Genomic DNA, 16,692 nt, shown 5'->3' on the forward strand with positions numbered 1-16,692 from the left:
TGGCTTAGCTCACTGGCGCGCTCGAGCGCTCATCGTCGCGTCCGCCGATGAGCGTCCAGGAATCGTGCTTGGCCGAGAGCCCGTCGCCGGCAGTTCGGCCTAGCACTCGACGCAACATCCACGGCAACACGTCACGCACAAACCAGGTGCCGCGGGCTGGCGATTCGAGGTCTTCATGCAGTGCGGCATCAAGTCCCCCGAGCGCTTCGGCATCGGGCACGCCCAAGGCCTCAGCTGCGCGATAAGCCAAGAAGCGATGACCGCTTGAGCGCAAGTGAACCCGATCCTCGGCCCAATGCGTCACATCGCCAATTGCTGGGGATGACTCCAGATCAAGCAGAATCGCGCCTGTTTCGGTAGCGATGCGCCGCAGCTCGGATGCGTAGATCGCGAATCGTCGGGCAAACGGCTTCGCCGTGAGTCGCCTCGGGAGAAACGGAGTCACCAGGAGAACATCAATTCCCTCTCCTCGCAGCACTCGCACCGTCTGTTCGAGCTCACGAGCCAACACACAGGGATCAGTCCGATGACTCACCAGGTCGTTGCCGCCCATCAGGATGGACACCAAGTCTGGCCGCAACCGCAACGCTTGTGGCAACTGCGAATCTGCAAGGTCTCGCACTCTGCGACTGCGCACGGCCAGATTGGCGTAGTGCAATGGGGGTGCATCCGCACGTCTGAAAGCCAACAGTTGTGCAAGCCGGTCTGCCCAGCCGCGGTGTCCGCCATCTTCAACACGCGACGTATCGCACAGTCCCTCAGTGAGCGAATCTCCAAGAGCTACGTAGCGTGACCATCGCGGGGCTTGACCGACCACGGGTATCGTCGGGCGCGTCGCTGCCCGGGCGAGCAATGCGTCATCCAGCGGCCGCAGCACACGCGCTTCTTCGTAGTGCTCGACCAGCTGAGCACACACAGCGCTCCATGTGCGCTCTTGAACCGATTCATGGGCAGCTCGGGCGAAAGCACGCCGCTTGCTCTCGTCGCCGACGAGATCCGAGACTCGCGCTCGGAGTTCGCCAAGATCTCCCGGGCGATAGAGCCAGCCGTCGACACTCGATCGCACCAGGTCTGCCGGGCCGCCGACGCCCGGAGCGACGACGGGCACACCACTGGCGAGCGCTTCCTGAATCGTCTGACCGAATGTTTCACTCTCTCCGGTGTGCACGAAGACGTCGAAGCTCGCTATCGCCTCACCCAACTCGGTCCCCGAGAGATGCCCCGTAAACACCGCTTCTGGGAGTAGCCGCTGCAGCGGTGCGCGCGAAGGTCCATCACCCACGATGACCAGCTGGATACCCTCGACATCGGCGAGCACGCGCAGGTCCTCCACTTGCTTCTCGGGTGCCAGCCGCCCCACGTAACCAACCACTGTGCGCTCTCCCGCCACTCGTGTGCGCCATTGCTCGCTGCGCCACGACGGCGAGAAGCGTTCGATGTCGACGCCACGCCCCCACCGGCGCAAACGGTCCACACCCAGGTGCTCGAGTTGACGCTGTGATGCCGACGAGGGAGCAAGAGTGAGTGTGGCGCGGCGATGCAGGCGTGCAACATGACCACTCACGAGAGCCGTTGCCTTCGGCAGTCCGTACTTTTCCGCGTACGCGACGATGTCGGTCTGATACACGGCGACCGTAGGAATCTTGAGGGCGTCGGCTGCGGCCACGCCCTGCCAGCCAAGAACAAAAGGTGACGCCAGATGCACAACATCGGGGTTGAACGTGCGCAAGATGCTCGCCAAACGCGCTGCCCGAGCAAACACCACCCGAACCTCTGGATAGCTCGGCAGTGGCACTGATCTCAACAGCTCCGTCTGCGCACCATGCAGATCAGCATCCACCTCCCCCGATCGCGGCGCGATTACAAGCGTTTCGTGGCCACCTTGGGCAAGGTGACGCAGGATCTGTAACACAGACCCCGTGACGCCATTCATGTGTGGCAAGAACGATTCGGCGAGCAGTGCGACTCTCACGCCTCCAGGGTGATGCCCTAGCGGCTCGTATTGGCGTCAAATCGACGTTCGAGGACGATTGTTCACGCAGTCCTTGCTCTCACGTCACCGATCGTGCGATTGAACCCTGTCCGTTCGTACTGCGTTCACCTGATCGGGCTGGACATTGCCCGGGCTACTCGCCGCTCAATCCACCAAGCAGGTGACCGAACGACCGCCCATCGCCCAAGTAATTCGCCGGATCGAAAGGGTCGCTGCTCGGTGTGGACTCGTGACGGAGGGTCGCTTCGGCAAGCTCCCGTGCTCCACGCTGAACCCGTTCGCCCAGCGGTGCGATCTGATCACCGGTGCTCGCCCAGTCGCTCGACGCCGCAAACACCCCTGTGGAAACCGGCTCGGCATGCAGATAGGTGAACAGCGGCCTAATCGCGTAGTCGATAGCCAGTGAATGCCTCGCCGTACCGGCGTTAGCTCCGATGAGGACAGGCTTGCCCGCCAATGCGTCCGGCTCGAGAACATCGATGAACGACTTGAAGAGTCCGGAATAACTCGTTGAGAAGATTGGAGTCACTGCAATCAATGCATCCGCTGACACCACAGTTTTGATCATCGAATCAAGCGGCGCGAGAGCGAACCCTGTCAGCAGATTGTTTGTGATGTCGTGCGCGAAGTCGCGCAACTCGAATACCTCTGCGCGGGCCGCTACGTTCTGCTCCCCTAGAACCGCGATAGTCGCGGCGGCGAGGCGATCGGCGAGCATGCGCGTGGAAGACGGACTAGAAAGGCCTGCAGACACGACTGCGATACGGCGAACGCTCATCGAGACGCCTCAGCTTTCGCCGCCGCCACGAGTTGCGCATGAGTGGGCGCGTCTGGCACATCGATGGGCCGATTCTTCGCGAACTCTTTGCGCAACACAGGTACAACCTCGCCACCGAGAACGTCGAGTTGCTCGAGCACGATTTTCAGCGGAAGTCCTGCGTGATCCATCAGAAACAGTTGCCGCTGGTAATCGCCGTAGTACTCGCGCATTGAGGCGTAGCGATCGATGACTTGCTGAGGCGAGCCGACCGTAAGAGGTGTCATTTCGCTGAAGTCTTCGAGCGAGGGACCGTGTCCGTAGACGGGTGCGTTGTCGAAGTATGGGCGGAATTGGCTCACGGCGTCTTGCGACTTCGCCGCCATGAACACCTGGCCGCCGAGTCCCACGATCGCCTGTTCAGGTGAGCCATGGCCGTAGTGCGCATAGCGTTGGCGATACAGCGCGACCAAACGCTGGTAATGCTCCTTCGGCCAGAAGATGTTGTTGGCGAAGAACCCGTCACCGTAGTAAGCCGCTTGCTCTGCGATTTCGGGGGTGCGGATGGACCCGTGCCATACGAACGGTGCGACACCGTCCAAAGGCCGGGGCGTTGAGGTGAACCCCTGCAACGGGGTGCGAAACTTTCCTTCCCAATCCACCACGTCTTCTCTCCATAGCCGGTGCAGAAGGTTGTAGTTCTCGATCGCCAGAGGCAACCCCTGGCGAATGTCTTTGCCAAACCACGGGTAGACGGGGCCGGTGTTGCCGCGGCCCAACATGAGGTCGACGCGTCCGTCGGACACATGTTGCAGCATCGCGAAGTCTTCAGCGATCTTGACAGGATCGTTGGTAGTGATCAGGGTCGTGGCTGTCGAAAGAACGAGGCTCTCAGTTTGCGCCGCGATGTAGGCGAGTGTGGTGGTGGGCGATGACGACCAGAAAGGCGGATTGTGGTGTTCGCCCAGCGCAAAGACATCGAGCCCGACCTCTTCAGCGTGCTTGGCGAGGGTGATTGTGTCACGAATTTTGTCACGCTCAGTCGGCGTAGCACCGGTGGTTGGATCTTCAGTGATGTCGCTAACGGTGAAGATACCGAACTGCATCTGGGATCCGATTTCGCTCATGAACGCTCCTCGCACTTTCTATGCATGTGAATGTATCTCATGCAACGCGGCTCGCGTCAGGATGTTCCACGCGGGTGTGGATGCTCCGCTTCGCGCCCCTGGAACTCGAGAATTGCGGGGTTGATGATCACTCCATCTTGGATCTCGATAGCCCGTCGGATCGTCTCACTTTGAACCCATGCCTGCGGGCCGCTCATGACAGTTGGAACGAAGCGAAGCAGCGCCTGACTGATTTCCCAACTCGCCGAGTTCCATAGGTGCGAGGGACTGTGGTCAACTCCGTAGTAATTGACGCTGCCGTGAACGGTGAACATCGGGTCTGCGAAACTCGTGGGTCGCGCCCACTCGAAGCCCATGCCCTCATCACACGACACGTCGACGATCAAGCTTCCCGCCCGAAACGCATCGAGGTCGCGCTCACGCAGGTATAGCAGAGGCTGGTTGGGATCTTGCAAGGTGCAGTTGACGACGATGTCGCTCTCGGCAAGGAACGGTGCCAGCGGCAGTCGGCCTTCGTCAGTGATGACCTCACTGAGGTATGGCCCGTCATCGTGATCAAACTGGATCATTTGCGCGGAGTGAATGGGCGACGCGACAGACGGGGTACGTCGGTTGGTCAGCACTCGCACGTCGTGGACTCCGTGGGCGCGCAGCGCTGTTACTGCCCCGCGGGCGGTCGCGCCGAACCCGATGACCACAGCGGTGAGCCTTCGGCCATAGTCCCCCGTGGAACCACACAGCTCGAGCGCGTGCAGCACGGAGCAGTAGCCCGCGAGTTCGTTGTTCATATGGAAGACGTGAAGCCCGAAGGCGCCATCAGCACCCCAATGCTGCATGGCTTCGAAGGCGATCAGCGTCAACCGCTTGTCGATCGCGAGCTGCGTCATTGCCTCGTCTTGAACAAGGTGGGGCCATCCCCAAAGCGTCTGACCGTTCCGGAGTTCGTGGAGGTCTTGCAGCTGCGGCTTGGGCAAGAGGATCGTGTCGGAAGCCGCGATGATCTCGCTTCGCGGTAGCACCGCTCCGACAAAGGGTCGCAGGTCTTCATCGCTGATGCCAAAGCGCTCTGCGTACCCTTGCTCAAGCAATACTCTCGGTCGAAGCTCGTGGGGAATTCTCTCGAGGTGACCCGGATGAATGGGAACCCGTCGCTCGTCAGGCTTACGGGAGGCGCCGATAACGCCGAGGACTGGACTTGCAGCGGACACTATGTCCCTCGTTCCGTGGACCGGGCAGAAGCCGGCCCCGGGAGCCTCGACGCTACACCCCAATTTCCGCACCTCCGCACACCCGCCAGGCGGGATATGGTGGCCTCGGCTATGACTGAATCCGCGCACTCCCCTTCTCCGGCCGGCTCGGCGGTGACCACACCGCCCCGCACCGGCGCCACAGTCACGCCGGCGAGACGCCGGATGCCGTTCTGGGACAACGCCCGATTCGCCTGTATCGTGCTCGTGGTCCTGGGACACGCCATCCAACGGTTGACCTATGACTCCGACATAGCCCTCGGGCTCTATCTGCTCGTCTACGCATTCCACATGCCCGCTTTCGCAATCATCGCGGGCTATTTCTCGAAATCAGCCGCGCCCACTAAAAGGCAGATGGCACGGGTCATCACTGACATTCTGGTGCCCTACGTCATTTTCGAGCTCTTGTGGACGGTCACCAAATGGTTCGTGGAAGGCCGTGCTGACCCCAACATCACAAAGCCGTCATGGACGCTCTGGTTCTTGCTCGCTTTGGGGATCTTCCGCCTCGTGCTGCCATATCTCGCGCTGCTGCGCTGGCCGCTGCTGTGGACCGTCGCCATCTCGGTCGGCGCGGGATACCTGACTAACCTCGGCGACACATTCTCACTCGCTCGCACTCTGGGCCTACTGCCGTTCTTCACGTTGGGATGGTGGTTGAGCGAGCACCAGATCGTCGACCGACTCCGCCTGCTCGAACGCCGTCCATGGTGGATATATGTCACGGCGCTCGGTGCTTTTGCTATCGCCGGGTGGGCCGCGTGGAATTTCGTTGAGCTCTGGAACGCCGTGAACCTTCGTCACTGGCTCTTCTACGACGACTCGTACTCTGACATGGGCGGCACTGCATGGTGGGCGGGCGGCGTGCGCCTGGCGCTCATGGCTATTGCACTGGTGCTGTCGTTGGCCTTCTTTGTTCTCGTTCCACTGCGCAACACCTGGTGGACCCACTTCGGCCAGTACACGATGTACGTCTATCTCCTGCACTCGTTCGTGCTGTACCCGCTGCGGGAGTCAGGGGTGCTCAGAAACCTGGAGCCGACCTGGATCTGGCTGCCCATTGTGATCGTGGCATCGGTGCTGATTGCGCTAGGCCTCGCTACCAAGCCCGTGAGGAAAGTCTTCCGCCCGCTCGTGGAGCCGCGGCCCACATGGCTGTTTGCTGATCCGTCGCTCGCCGCACGAGAAGGGCGCCGCGCTGACCCTACCGGTTCACGCCGCCCGCGGGAGTCTTCCGCGCCTCGGGAGCAATCGTGAGCGACGAACCGATCGGTGACATGCGCGGTGACGCTCTCGATGTGCTTCGCACCTTGGTGGGGCGCGCAGATGCTCACTTCCATGAGGGGCAGTTCGAGGCGATCGACGCCCTCGTTCGCGACCATTCGCGAGCACTGGTCGTGCAGCGCACCGGGTGGGGAAAGTCCGCGGTCTACTTCGTGTCCACGCTGCTGCTGCGCCGCCGCGGAGCGGGCCCCACGATTCTCATCTCTCCGTTGCTGGCGCTCATGCGGGATCAGGTTGCTGCCGCTACGCGCGCGGGTGTTCGAGCCGTCAGTATGAATTCTGGAAATGCACACGAGTGGGGCGAGGTTCTCACGCGCTTGGGCAACGACGATGTCGATGTGCTGCTGGTTAGTCCAGAGCGACTAAACAACCCGCGCTTTCGAGATGAGCAGCTTCCCGCTCTCATCGCTCGTGTCGGCCTCCTCGTCGTCGACGAAGCGCACTGCATCTCAGACTGGGGCCACGACTTTCGACCCGACTACCGTCGTCTACGTAACCTGATCGCGCAGATGCCGGCCGGCGTCCCGGTTCTCGCCACGACCGCGACTGCGAATGAGCGCGTCGTGCACGACATCGAAGAACAGCTCGGCGCGCTGACGACTGGCGTGCTCACGATTCGCGGGCCGCTCGCGCGCACATCCCTCAGGCTAGGCGTGTTGCGACTGCCTGACGCGGCGAGCCGGCTGGCATGGTTGCTTTGCAACCTCGACTCGCTCCCGGGGAGCGGCATCATCTATACCCTCACCGTCGCCGCAGCCGCAGACACCGCCAGGCTGCTTCGCGATGCAGGCTATCCGGTGCTCGCCTACACCGGCCAAACCGATCCCGCGGAACGCGAAGTCGCGGAACATCAACTCAAAGCCAACGAGGTGAAGGCGCTGGTGGCTACGAGCGCGCTCGGGATGGGCTTCGACAAGCCTGACCTAGGTTTTGTGGTGCATCTCGGCGCGCCGTCCTCGCCAGTGGCTTACTACCAGCAGGTCGGACGCGCCGGACGCGCGACCCAGAACGCCGACGTGCTGCTGTTGCCAGGCCCCGAAGATGAAGCCATCTGGCAGTACTTTGCATCGTCGTCTATGCCTGACGAGGGCAAAGCCGCCGCAGTGATCAATGAATTGCAGCACGACGGCGCCACTCTCTCGACGATCGCCTTGGAATCTCGGATCGATCTTCGTCGCAGTCGACTTGAGCTGCTGCTGAAGGTGTTGGATGTGGATGGTTCTGTCGAACGCGTGCAGTCCGGATGGCGAGCCACTGGCACACCCTGGCGCTATGACGCGGAGCGCTACGCGCGCATCGGCGCCGCGCGCGCCAGCGAGCAGCAGGCGATGAAAGACTACGAAACCACGAGCGCGTGCCGGATGGAGTTTCTGCAGCGCTCACTCGATGACGTCACGGCTGAGCCTTGCGGCCGATGCGATAACTGCACTGCGCCGTGGTATTCGACCCAGATCGCCACAACGGCCATGACAAGCGCCGGCGCGGCACTGAACCAAGTCGGGGTTCTGATTGAACCACGGGCACAGTGGCCAAGCGGCATGTCTTCACTCGGGGTCGACGTGCGCGGAAAGATTGCTGTGAGCGAGAGACTCACCCCGGGACGAGCGCTCGCGAGGCTCACCGACCTTGGCTGGGGCGGCCCGTTGCGCGAGCTGTTGCAGCCGAACACGCCCGATAGCGAGATTGCGCCCGCGATGACGCAGGCCATTGTGCGAGTGCTCGCCGAGTGGGGCTGGGAGCAGAGACCCATCGCCGTTGCGTCGATGCCCTCACGCTCACGGCCACGCCTCGTTGCGTCGCTCGCTCAAGAAATTTCTCGCATCGGCAAACTTCCTTGGCTTGGCGCTCTAGAACTCACCGGAGACGGCCCGGAAAACAGCAATGGCAATAGCGCCTACCGTCTCGCCGGTGTCGCTAGCAGCTTCAGGGTCGGTGACGATCTCGCGGAGCATCTGGGGGCGCTCGATCCCGGTCCGGTGTTGCTCGTCGACGATTTCGTTGACAGCCGTTGGTCGTTGACGGTCGCCAGCCGCTTGCTGCGCGCAGCGGGCGCCGAGAGCGTGCTGCCGTTCGCGCTCGCCATTCGCGCATAGCGGCGGGCCGCCCATTCACCGTTCACGCAAAAAAGAAGTCGCCCCACACCGTGGGACGACTTCTTGAAAAAGCGATTGAACGCTGGTGCGACTAGCGGCGCAGTCCGAGACGCTCGATCAACGACCGATAGCGGTTGATGTCGACGTCTTGGAGGTAGCCGAGCAAACGACGGCGCTGACCGACCATCAGGAACAAACCACGACGCGAGTGGTGGTCGTGCTTGTGCTCCTTGAGGTGTTCGGTGAGGTCCTTGATGCGCTGCGTCAGCATCGCGACCTGCACCTCGGGGGATCCGGTGTCACCGGGGTGCGTCGCGTACTCTTCGATGATCGCCTTCTTAGCGTCTGCTTCCAGTGCCATAGGTGATCCCCTCTCTGTTCGTTGCGCGGCGCCCATCGCCTGATGCGTGAGCTCTCTTATCCGCGGCCGATCAAACGGCAACCTCAAGAGTCTACCAGCCCGAGCCTTCATCTCCGCACACGCGGACGACAGCCAGAAACCAGCGGATTTCGGTCGTTGTTTTGCCGCGCGCAACAGCAAGCCGTCACGCGGGACTAGAGTCTCCACGTGCCCACCGCCAACGCCTCCCGCTCTTCACCTACTCCCGATGCCCCTTCGCGATTTCAGGTCTCGGTGGCTGTGCAGTTCGTGCTCGCAGGGCTGGTGTGGGGGTCGAGCTTTCTTTTCATGAAGGTGGCGCTCGACGGTCTGTCACCCGCACAAGTGGTGTGGTCAAGACTCGTTCTAGGCGCGCTCGCGCTGGGCTTGTTCGTGCTCATCCGCCGCGAGCCGCTCCCCCGCGCCCTGCGGGTCTGGGGCCACATGTTCGTGCTCGCGATCACATTCTGCGTGGTGCCGTTCTTGCTCTTCTCGTGGGCACAGCAACATGTGACATCAGGCTTGGCCAGCATCTACAACGCGACCACGCCGATCATGACCGCCATCATGGCAGGCCTCGTGCTTCGCGTCGAGAAACTCAGGCCCGCGCAAGTTGCAGGCATTGCGCTCGGAATCGCGGGGGTTATGGTGATCATCGCCCCCTGGCAAGGTCTCGATCTATCGCAGAGCATCGTCGCTCAGTTCGCCGCGCTAGGCGCGACCGCGTCCTACGGCTTCAGCCTCGCCTACATGCGCCGCTTCGTCGCGAACACTGGAATGAGCGCGGTGATGTTCTCATTCCTCAACATCGGCATGGCGGCAGCGATCATGCTTGTCCTCTCACCTGCGCTGATTCTCACGCCGGTTCAGCTGACCCCGTGGATCACCGTGTGCGTGCTGCTGCTGGGGATACTGGGCACTGGCGTCGTGTACGTGTGGAACCAGAACACGGTGCGCGCCTGGGGCCCCACCCGAGCATCCACCGTCACATACATCACACCACTGGTTGGGGTTTTACTGGGCGTGCTCATTCTTGGCGAGCACCTCACCTGGAACGAGCCAGCGGGCGCAGTAATCGTGTTTATTGGCATTCTGCTCGCACAGAACCGCCTGCGCTTTGGTCGCTCGCCGGCTGTCGCTGCCGAAACGAAGAAGGCGGATGGCGACGTATCAGCACCCGCCTCCTAGGGCAATCAGGCCTGCTCGAGCGAACCCTGCAAGTCAAGCGTGATGGTGATGTCCTTACCCACGAGCACTCCGCCGGTCTCGAGCGCCGCGTTCCATGTGAGGCCGAAGTCTTCTCGGTTAACCACGGTCTTGGCAGTGGCGCCCGCCTTGTAGTTCCCCCAAGGGTCGACCCCAAATCCGCCCAGCTCAAGCTCGAAGCTGACTGGCTTGGTGATGCCGTGCATGGTGAGATCACCGTCAACGAAGAAGTCGCCACCTTCAACCCGGGTTGCGGTCGAGCGGAACTCGATCGTGGGGTGGGTTTCGACGTCGAAGAAATCCGCCGAACGTAGGTGCGTATCGCGCCCCTCGTCGTTCGTGTCGATCGAGGAGGCATCAACAGTCGCCTCAACACGCGCTTCAAGCGGGTTCTCAGGTGCGATGATCGTCGCGCTTTTCACTCCGAAACTGCCGCGCACCTTCGAGATCATCATGTGACGAACGCTAAAAGTCACCTCGCTGTGCGCGGGGTCCAGCACCCAGGTGCCAGCTTTGTACCCTGGAACGTCGATCATTGTTTCTGCCATTGCAAACATCCTTCACAGTCTTTAGGGGTGTGGTGAGCTTGCGCTCCATTGCCTCAACAAGACTCCGGCACATCTATTCCCATGAATGCAAAAAGTCTGCAAAAAAGGAGGGGTGGATGTCGCAGCATCCACCCCTCCCTTGAAAACTGTGCGCGGCTCAGCCGACCGAGATCAGATCGATGATGAAGACGAGAGTCTTCCCACCCAAGAAGTGGCCACCTGCGGGACCGTAGGCGAGGTGGGGCGGAATGACGAGTTCACGGCGACCGCCAGCCTTCATCCCTGGGATGCCATCCTGCCAACCTTGAATCAGGCCGCGAAGCGGAAACTGAATTGTTTCGCCGCGGTTCCAGGATGAGTCGAACTCTTCGCCGGATTCGTACTCGACACCCGCGTAGTGAACGGTGACAGTGTCGCCGGGCTTTGCTTCAGCGCCGTCGCCGACGATGATGTCGCGGATAACAAGTTCAGTGGGGGCCGGGCCCTCGGGTGCGTCGAATTCGGGCTTGGTGCGGTCGTCAGTCATGTATCTATCCAAGCATGCGAACACAAGTTTGCGTAGTCGCTGACGTCAGCGGAGTCACCCCAGACAAGACTCAACGCTCGGGGCCGCGGCATAGCCGGCGTGTCGCCCGAGCGTTGAGTTGATCTGCTTCCAGCATGCCCAGCCGGTGTGCCTGTGTCAAGACCTCAGATTGCAAACAATGCCGCCCGCGCTGCAGCGGTGCTTGCCAACAGTGCACGTTCATCTTGATCCGCGTTTGGGTCGCGCCCAGACAGCGCACGCTGGCGAGCAGCGGCGAGCGCCGTCGCGTCCGAGATGAAGCCCTCCATCAGGGCGGTGCGATCGCCTCGCAGTGTCTTCGCCCATTCGAGGCCGGCTTTGCGGCCCGAAGGCGTAGCGAGCATGTCGACCTCTTGCTCGGTGAACCATCCGGCCGCGGCGTATTCCCCAAGACGGCGTTTCGTGAGTCGTGTCTCCTCTTTGCGCAGCGCGAGAATCCCCAGAATGAACATCACGAACAGCGGCACCTGCAAAGTGAGATAGAGCCCATAGAAGTCGCCGAACATCGCGGAGCCGTTCCACAGCGCATGCAGTGCGGTGGCACCCATCATTCCGATCACCCAGGCTCCGGCAGCCTGCGGCAGGGCGGCGCCCCGCCTCGCCGCAAGACCAAGAGCGAAGCCAGTAACACTCGTGAACATGACATGAGCGAACGGCGAGAGAATGCCGCGAATGAAGAATGTCGCCGAGGTGTCAACCACCCCACCCTCGATGAAGCTGATCGCAAAGTACTGGATGTTCTCAGTAAAAGCGAAGCCTGCGCCGACGAGCGCCCCGTAAACGATGCCGTCGACAGGTCCATCGAACGCTCGGCGAGCGGTGAGGAAGATCAGGAACACGCCGAGCCCTTTAGCGAACTCTTCCACAACAGGCGCCTGCACGACCGTCGAGAAAGCCTCGCGAAGCACAGAGCCGTCGTACCCGATCAACAAGGTGATGACGAAGTCGGCCGCCAACGTCATGCCCACCGCAGCAATGGCACCCCACGCGACGGCCAGGATCATCAGCCCTCGCGGTTCAGGCTCCCACCTGTCGATGATCCGCACGGCAAAGAGCACAACCACCAATGGGATCAGCGCAAGCACCATGCCGATGATCGATGAGACGGCGCCGAGGTTGGTGAGAAAATAACCGACGAGCGCGACAGAGATCAGCACCAGCACACCGATGATCCACAGCGGAGCGGTGCGGCCTGCGCGCGGGGAGACAGGCACCTCGAGCGGCGCGTGTTCGGGGCGCGGGATATGGGCGGGATGGCCAGGACCCGGGCCTGCCAGCGCAGAAGGATATTCGGGCGGTGTCAAAGACGGGCGCGAACGTTCGCCACCCACATCACTCGTCATACCGATCAGCCTATGCGCGTGACACATACAACCTCGCTGGCTTCCCCCGGGTAGATTTGAACAATGCGCTTCGCCCACGTCATCCCCGCGCCCGCGGCGCCTCCCCGACTCGTTTTGGCGCGTGAGGGCGAGGGCATCTTCGTAGACGAGCTCTTCGACGGAGCCCCTCGCGTGCTCGAAGAGCTGATCGCTGGGGGCGATGAGTTACTCGAGCGTGTGAGGGATGCAGCAGCATCACGTTCCGCTGGCTTCAGCCTGGACGGCGTCGAATTCGCCTCGGCGGTCCTTACTCCCCCGGTGATCCTGGCGATCGGATTGAACTACGCCGCGCACTCGAGCGAGCTTGGCCTCAAAACCGATGCAACGCCGACGGTTTTCGTACTCTGGCCCAATTCGCTCGCCGGCCACGACACAACTACAACCTGGCCACGCTCACTCAGCGAGGCGGTGGATTACGAAGCAGAACTCGGCGTGATCATCGGGCGACCCGCGAAGAACGTCGCAACGCAAGACGCGCTATCGCACGTGTGGGGTTACACGGTGGTCAATGACATCACCGCCCGCAATATCCAGTACTCCGAAGCTCAGTGGTCTCGGTGCAAGTCATTCGACGGGTTCACACCTACAGGGCCGTTCGTCGTCACCGCGGACGAGGTTCCAGACCCGCAAGACCTGCACATCTGGACGATCCTAGATGGCAAGACAATGCAAGACGGGTCGACCGCACAGATGGTTCGGTCAGTCGCGACATTGGTCTCGAGCCTGTCTGAATCGGCGACGCTGCTTCCGGGGACGCTGATCTCAACCGGCAGCCCCGGTGGTGCGGGCTACTCACGCGACCCGCAAGTCTTCATTCGCGACCGATCTACGGTGACGGTCGGCGTCGACGGCATCGGGTCGCTGACGACACACTGTCGAGTCACGGATTGACAAAACAACGGCAGCCCGCTCTGTTTGGGCAGCCGTTGCTACCAACGATGGACTATTGGTCCAAGATCTCGTAGCAGTCGATCTCGATTCCGTTCGTCTCGTATACCCCTGGGCCGTTCGCCAAGCAGAAGGAATACAACTCTTCTGCACCCATAGCCAGAGTCGGCAAAATGACCGCCACGAAGATCGCGAAGAAGATCAATCCCAGCACCATCGTCACCGAACTGATGATGATCGCTGCGAGGGCGAATCCGTTCTTCGCTCCGGCCTTCTTACTCTGCACGAGCGCCACAATTCCAAGAATCAAGGCAATCAGCTGGAAGAAGAGCACCGACAGCACAAAGGCAACGATGCCGAGGGTCTTTCCCGGAACGGCACCGCCTGCGGGAGGTCCGTACGCTGGCGGCGGGGCAGCCGCATAGGGCTGGCCAGGGTTTGGCTGCCCACCGTAGGGCGGGACCGACCCTGGGTTGTAGGCCGGCGGCGGCTGCACATGCGTCGGCGGGGCGGGCGCTGCCGCAGGTGGCACCGATGGCGCGCCTTCAGCTGGAGGGGGCGTTGAACCGGTGCTTGGCGGATCGGTCATTGCGTTCCTTTCAACGGACTACGACACGACCGTATCGGTCGCAGTCAGCTCTGCGCAATGAACGTGCGACCCTCAGGCTTGCGCGTCGGCACGTCCCTGAGGGATGTTGGCGAAGCCTGCTTCATCCACGAACATGATCGGTATTGTTGCGGTAGCCGTTTCGAGTCCAGACAGACGCGCCGGCGAGAGCTGCTTGTCTACCGCGTCACGAGTCATCAAACCTGCCTCGACGACTAGATCGCCAACGTTGCGGCCGGTCAGAAGCGCGGTCTTGGCGAGCGCCGCTGCCGCAGCGTAGCCAATGAACGGTGTCAGCGCGGTGACCACACCCACTGAAGCCCCGACCATCGCGCCCAGACGCTCTCGATTCGCCGAGATACCGTCGACGCAGTTCAGGCGAAGAGTGCGCATCGCGCGGCGCATCCACGTGATCGATTGGAATATTGAGTGAGCGATAATCGGTTCGAAAGCATTCAGCTGCAGTTGACCGCTCTCGACCGCCATGGTCACTGTAAGGTCTGCACCCGCGACGGCGAATGCCACCTGATTGACCACCTCGGGGATCACGGGATTGACCTTTCCCGGCATGATGCTCGAGCCTGCTTGGCGCGCAGGGAGGTTGATCTCGCCAAAGCCTGCCTGTGGGCCAGACGAGAGCAGTCGAAGATCATTGCAGATTTTCGACAGCTTGATGGCATTTCGCTTGAGCGTTGACGAGAACGACATGAACGCCCCGGTGTCGCTCGTCGATTCAACCAGGTCAGTGGCTGTCTCAAGGTCGAGCCCGGAGATCTCCCGCAGGTGGCGGAGCACTGCGTGGCCGTAGTCGCGATGCGTGGTGATGCCCGTGCCGATTGCTGTGGCACCCATGTTGATCTCGTAGAGCAGGTACGCGTTCTCTTTGAGCCGGTGGTAGTCCTCCCCCAGGGTGGTCGCGAAACCGTTGAACTCCTGCCCCAGCGTCATTGGCACTGCATCCTGCAACTGGGTACGTCCGACCTTCAGCACATCGTGGAACTCCACCGCCTTGGCAAGGAACGCGCCTCGCAGCAGATCAAGCTCTTCAAGAAGGGTCAACAGGTCGAGGCTGAGCCCAAGCTTGATCGCTGTGGGGTACACGTCGTTGGTCGACTGGCTGCGGTTGGTGTCATCGATCGGCGACAGATAGGCGTAGTCACCCTTCTCCCGGCCTGCAAGCTCAAGCGCGATATTGGTAATCACCTCGTTCGCGTTCATATTGGTTGAGGTGCCGGCGCCGCCTTGAACGACCCCTACGACGAACTGATCGTGAAACTGACCGTCGATGACAAGCTGCGCGGCGCGATCAATGAGATCGGCCTTTGCCGGGCTGAGCACGCCGATCTCACGGTTTGCCCGCGCTGACGCTTGCTTCACCATCGCGAGCGCGGCCACGAGATCTTTGTAGACCGAGATCGGTCGCATTGAGATAGGAAAGTTCTCAAGCGCGCGAGCTGTATGAACCCCCCAATACGCGTCCTCAGGGATCTCAACTGAGCCAAGAGAGTCGGTTTCGGTACGGGTACGCGTCGTTGCGTCCATTGCCATGATGCTGAATCCTCGTGAGTTTCATTCGGCGGGTGATGTTGTCCCGAGCCTACCTTCGGCTAGCACCCGCGAGCCGTGTACATCACGTCCAGAGCGCGATGTGTTCTGTACACCACGGAGAGGCCGCCTACCGCTTGCGCGAGAAAGCCTCAAGGCGCTGCTGTGGTGTGCGCGCGCTCATTTCACGCACCCAATCCGCAGAGAAGAAGTCAGCGGTTGACGCGTCGACCACCGGCACGACCGAGTGCGTAATCGTCTCGTCGTACACCTGCACCAGGTGGAACGACTGACCGGCGTCCATGCCGTTGACCGCAGAAGCTGGGCGCGCGAGGTTCATCGTGTAACAGGTTGCCGATGCAACGCTGACAGGAATCCCAGCGAAGGTACCGCTCGTTGAATAGTGCAGATGGCCCGCCAGAATCGCGCGGACATCTGTTCCCTCGATAACTTCGGCAAGTCGCGTCTGCTCGCGCAGCTCGAGAATGTCGAAAACCGGGAGATGCGAGGGCAATGGCGGATGATGCATCGCCAGTACCGTGCCCAACGGCGCAGGAGTCGAGAGCACATCGCTCAACCACCGCAGTTGTTCGTCATCGAAGTCGCCGTGATGCCACCCGGGCACAGTTGTGTCGAGCGCAATCAGACGCAGTCCAGCCACGTCGTGAACAGACACGATTGGCGCTTGGCTCGGCTCAGCGCCCAGTAGCTCGGTACGAAGCACTGAACGCTCGTCGTGGTTGCCCGCCACCCATACGAGCGGTGCCGACATTCGCTCCGCTACCGGCTCGACCATCTCTCGCAGAGTGCGGTACGCCTCGGGTTCACCACGGTCAGCGAGATCTCCGGTGAAGACGATGGCGTCCGGCGACAGCCGCATTTCTTCGACACGTTCGAGTGTTCTCGCGAGATTCGTCATCGTGTCGTACCGGTCTCCCAGCAATGGGTTTCCTGCCAGCAGATGCGTGTCACTCAAATGCAACAGCGTTCTCACCGCGGGCGAGTATTGACCGAATCGAGTTGCTTCAGCATCCATGACAGCTTCAGCCTACGACGAAGGCCCGACGATGC

15 protein-coding genes are annotated in these 16,692 nt (G+C 61.6%); 4 read left to right on the plus strand and 11 right to left on the minus strand.

All coding sequences use genetic code 11. The annotated features are described in order from the left end of the window. Nucleotides 1–4: 4 nt before the first annotated feature. From AB0O81_RS02770 to AB0O81_RS02785, 4 genes are all read right to left on the minus strand, one after another. The gene (locus tag AB0O81_RS02770) at nucleotides 5–1,972 is read right to left on the minus strand and encodes a glycosyltransferase (RefSeq protein ID WP_363581020.1); all 1,968 of its coding nucleotides are present in this window, start codon (nucleotides 1,970–1,972) and stop codon (nucleotides 5–7) included. A gap of 154 nt (nucleotides 1,973–2,126) precedes the next feature. Continuing rightward, nucleotides 2,127–2,771 carry a CE1759 family FMN reductase gene (locus tag AB0O81_RS02775; RefSeq protein ID WP_363581022.1) on the minus strand — a complete coding sequence of 215 codons (645 nt, stop codon included), beginning with the start codon at nucleotides 2,769–2,771 and terminating at the stop codon, nucleotides 2,127–2,129. Further along, nucleotides 2,768–3,877, minus strand: coding sequence for an LLM class flavin-dependent oxidoreductase (locus AB0O81_RS02780; RefSeq protein WP_363581024.1), 1,110 nt, complete (start codon nucleotides 3,875–3,877; stop codon nucleotides 2,768–2,770). The genes AB0O81_RS02775 and AB0O81_RS02780 overlap by 4 nt, the downstream gene beginning before the upstream one ends. A gap of 56 nt (nucleotides 3,878–3,933) precedes the next feature. Further along, nucleotides 3,934–5,085 (minus strand): N(5)-(carboxyethyl)ornithine synthase, encoded by a 1,152-nt coding sequence (locus AB0O81_RS02785; RefSeq protein ID WP_363581026.1) that lies wholly within the window; start codon nucleotides 5,083–5,085, stop codon nucleotides 3,934–3,936. A gap of 111 nt (nucleotides 5,086–5,196) precedes the next feature. Here AB0O81_RS02785 and AB0O81_RS02790 point away from each other — a divergent pair, with 111 nt between their 5' ends. Further along, nucleotides 5,197–6,381 carry an acyltransferase family protein gene (locus AB0O81_RS02790; RefSeq protein ID WP_363581028.1) on the plus strand — a complete coding sequence of 395 codons (1,185 nt, stop codon included), beginning with the start codon at nucleotides 5,197–5,199 and terminating at the stop codon, nucleotides 6,379–6,381. Between the two features lie 20 nt (nucleotides 6,382–6,401). Next, nucleotides 6,402–8,501, plus strand: coding sequence for a RecQ family ATP-dependent DNA helicase (locus tag AB0O81_RS02795; RefSeq protein ID WP_363581745.1), 2,100 nt, complete (start codon nucleotides 6,402–6,404; stop codon nucleotides 8,499–8,501). Nucleotides 8,502–8,592: 91 nt separating this feature from the next. Here the strand turns inward: AB0O81_RS02795 and rpsO are convergent, their stop codons facing one another. After that, nucleotides 8,593–8,862 carry a 30S ribosomal protein S15 gene (rpsO, locus tag AB0O81_RS02800; protein WP_363581030.1) on the minus strand — a complete coding sequence of 90 codons (270 nt, stop codon included), beginning with the start codon at nucleotides 8,860–8,862 and terminating at the stop codon, nucleotides 8,593–8,595. A gap of 207 nt (nucleotides 8,863–9,069) precedes the next feature. On the opposite strand from rpsO, the gene AB0O81_RS02805 reads away from it, so the two are divergent. Continuing rightward, nucleotides 9,070–10,068, plus strand: coding sequence for a DMT family transporter (locus AB0O81_RS02805; RefSeq protein ID WP_363581032.1), 999 nt, complete (start codon nucleotides 9,070–9,072; stop codon nucleotides 10,066–10,068). 5 nt (nucleotides 10,069–10,073) lie between these two features. On the opposite strand, the gene AB0O81_RS02810 is transcribed toward AB0O81_RS02805, so the two are convergent. The 3 genes from AB0O81_RS02810 to AB0O81_RS02820 form a co-directional block, all read right to left on the minus strand. Continuing rightward, nucleotides 10,074–10,634: a YceI family protein gene (locus AB0O81_RS02810; RefSeq protein ID WP_363581034.1), complete on the minus strand. Its 561-nt coding sequence runs from the start codon at nucleotides 10,632–10,634 to the stop codon at nucleotides 10,074–10,076. Nucleotides 10,635–10,791: 157 nt separating this feature from the next. Continuing rightward, complete coding sequence (locus AB0O81_RS02815; RefSeq protein ID WP_363581036.1) at nucleotides 10,792–11,160, minus strand: FKBP-type peptidyl-prolyl cis-trans isomerase; 369 nt, start codon at nucleotides 11,158–11,160, stop codon at nucleotides 10,792–10,794. Between the two features lie 164 nt (nucleotides 11,161–11,324). Next, a complete protein-coding gene (locus tag AB0O81_RS02820; RefSeq protein ID WP_363581038.1) occupies nucleotides 11,325–12,542 on the minus strand; it encodes a PrsW family intramembrane metalloprotease in 1,218 nt (405 codons plus the stop codon). 63 nt (nucleotides 12,543–12,605) lie between these two features. On the opposite strand from AB0O81_RS02820, the gene AB0O81_RS02825 reads away from it, so the two are divergent. Next, a complete protein-coding gene (locus AB0O81_RS02825) occupies nucleotides 12,606–13,472 on the plus strand; it encodes a fumarylacetoacetate hydrolase family protein (protein ID WP_363581040.1) in 867 nt (288 codons plus the stop codon). A gap of 52 nt (nucleotides 13,473–13,524) precedes the next feature. Here AB0O81_RS02825 and AB0O81_RS02830 read toward each other — a convergent pair whose 3' ends face one another. The 3 genes from AB0O81_RS02830 to AB0O81_RS02840 form a co-directional block, all read right to left on the minus strand. After that, complete coding sequence (locus AB0O81_RS02830; protein ID WP_363581042.1) at nucleotides 13,525–14,058, minus strand: DUF4190 domain-containing protein; 534 nt, start codon at nucleotides 14,056–14,058, stop codon at nucleotides 13,525–13,527. A gap of 72 nt (nucleotides 14,059–14,130) precedes the next feature. Beyond that, nucleotides 14,131–15,624, minus strand: a complete 1,494-nt coding sequence (locus AB0O81_RS02835) for an aspartate ammonia-lyase (protein WP_363581044.1) — start codon at nucleotides 15,622–15,624, stop codon at nucleotides 14,131–14,133. A gap of 127 nt (nucleotides 15,625–15,751) precedes the next feature. After that, nucleotides 15,752–16,657, minus strand: coding sequence for a phosphodiesterase (locus AB0O81_RS02840; protein WP_363581046.1), 906 nt, complete (start codon nucleotides 16,655–16,657; stop codon nucleotides 15,752–15,754). Nucleotides 16,658–16,692: the final 35 nt, after the last annotated feature.

Origin of the sequence: Microbacterium sp. NPDC076911, from assembly GCF_040687125.1 — a bacterium.
GTDB lineage: Bacteria > Actinomycetota > Actinomycetes > Actinomycetales > Microbacteriaceae > Microbacterium.

Coding starts and splice junctions, on each gene's coding strand:
- AB0O81_RS02810 (WP_363581034.1), bottom strand. CDS start 10,634: ATGGCAGAAACAATGATCGACGTTCCAGGGTACAAAGCTGGCACCTGG.
- AB0O81_RS02790 (WP_363581028.1), top strand. CDS start 5,197: ATGACTGAATCCGCGCACTCCCCTTCTCCGGCCGGCTCGGCGGTGACC.
- AB0O81_RS02795 (WP_363581745.1), top strand. CDS start 6,402: ATGCGCGGTGACGCTCTCGATGTGCTTCGCACCTTGGTGGGGCGCGCA.
- AB0O81_RS02825 (WP_363581040.1), top strand. CDS start 12,606: ATGCGCTTCGCCCACGTCATCCCCGCGCCCGCGGCGCCTCCCCGACTC.
- rpsO (WP_363581030.1), bottom strand. CDS start 8,862: ATGGCACTGGAAGCAGACGCTAAGAAGGCGATCATCGAAGAGTACGCG.
- AB0O81_RS02830 (WP_363581042.1), bottom strand. CDS start 14,058: ATGACCGATCCGCCAAGCACCGGTTCAACGCCCCCTCCAGCTGAAGGC.
- AB0O81_RS02840 (WP_363581046.1), bottom strand. CDS start 16,657: ATGGATGCTGAAGCAACTCGATTCGGTCAATACTCGCCCGCGGTGAGA.
- AB0O81_RS02815 (WP_363581036.1), bottom strand. CDS start 11,160: ATGACTGACGACCGCACCAAGCCCGAATTCGACGCACCCGAGGGCCCG.
- AB0O81_RS02835 (WP_363581044.1), bottom strand. CDS start 15,624: ATGGCAATGGACGCAACGACGCGTACCCGTACCGAAACCGACTCTCTT.
- AB0O81_RS02780 (WP_363581024.1), bottom strand. CDS start 3,877: ATGAGCGAAATCGGATCCCAGATGCAGTTCGGTATCTTCACCGTTAGC.
- AB0O81_RS02775 (WP_363581022.1), bottom strand. CDS start 2,771: ATGAGCGTTCGCCGTATCGCAGTCGTGTCTGCAGGCCTTTCTAGTCCG.
- AB0O81_RS02820 (WP_363581038.1), bottom strand. CDS start 12,542: ATGACGAGTGATGTGGGTGGCGAACGTTCGCGCCCGTCTTTGACACCG.